Below are 228 nucleotides of genomic sequence, written 5' to 3'. Positions count from 1 at the left end.
CTGGCCGGCTTTTAAAAAGGGATTAAAGCTTGTATGCGAAGACCTTGCCAAAGATATTGCCAGAGACGGTGAAGGAGCGACGAAATTAATTGAAGCCAGAGTCGAAGGCGCGAAAAATAACCTTGAGGCGAATATTATCGCCAAAAAAATCGTCGGTTCAAGCCTTGTGAAGACCGCCGTTTACGGCACAGACGCCAATTGGGGGCGCATCATCGGCGCAATCGGGCA

Annotated in this window: 1 protein-coding gene; it reads left to right on the top strand. The window is 49.6% G+C overall.

The genetic code is table 11. The features are described 5' to 3' along the window. Positions 1 to 228 (top strand): bifunctional ornithine acetyltransferase/N-acetylglutamate synthase (locus KVT11_RS20945; RefSeq protein WP_217609253.1); only part of this gene is annotated, 228 nt, incomplete at both ends.

Origin of the sequence: Bacillus sp. GbtcB10 (genome assembly GCF_019091365.1) — a bacterium.
Lineage (GTDB): Bacteria > Bacillota > Bacilli > Bacillales > Bacillaceae > Bacillus > Bacillus altitudinis.
This window is presented reverse-complemented; position numbering and strand designations above follow the sequence as displayed.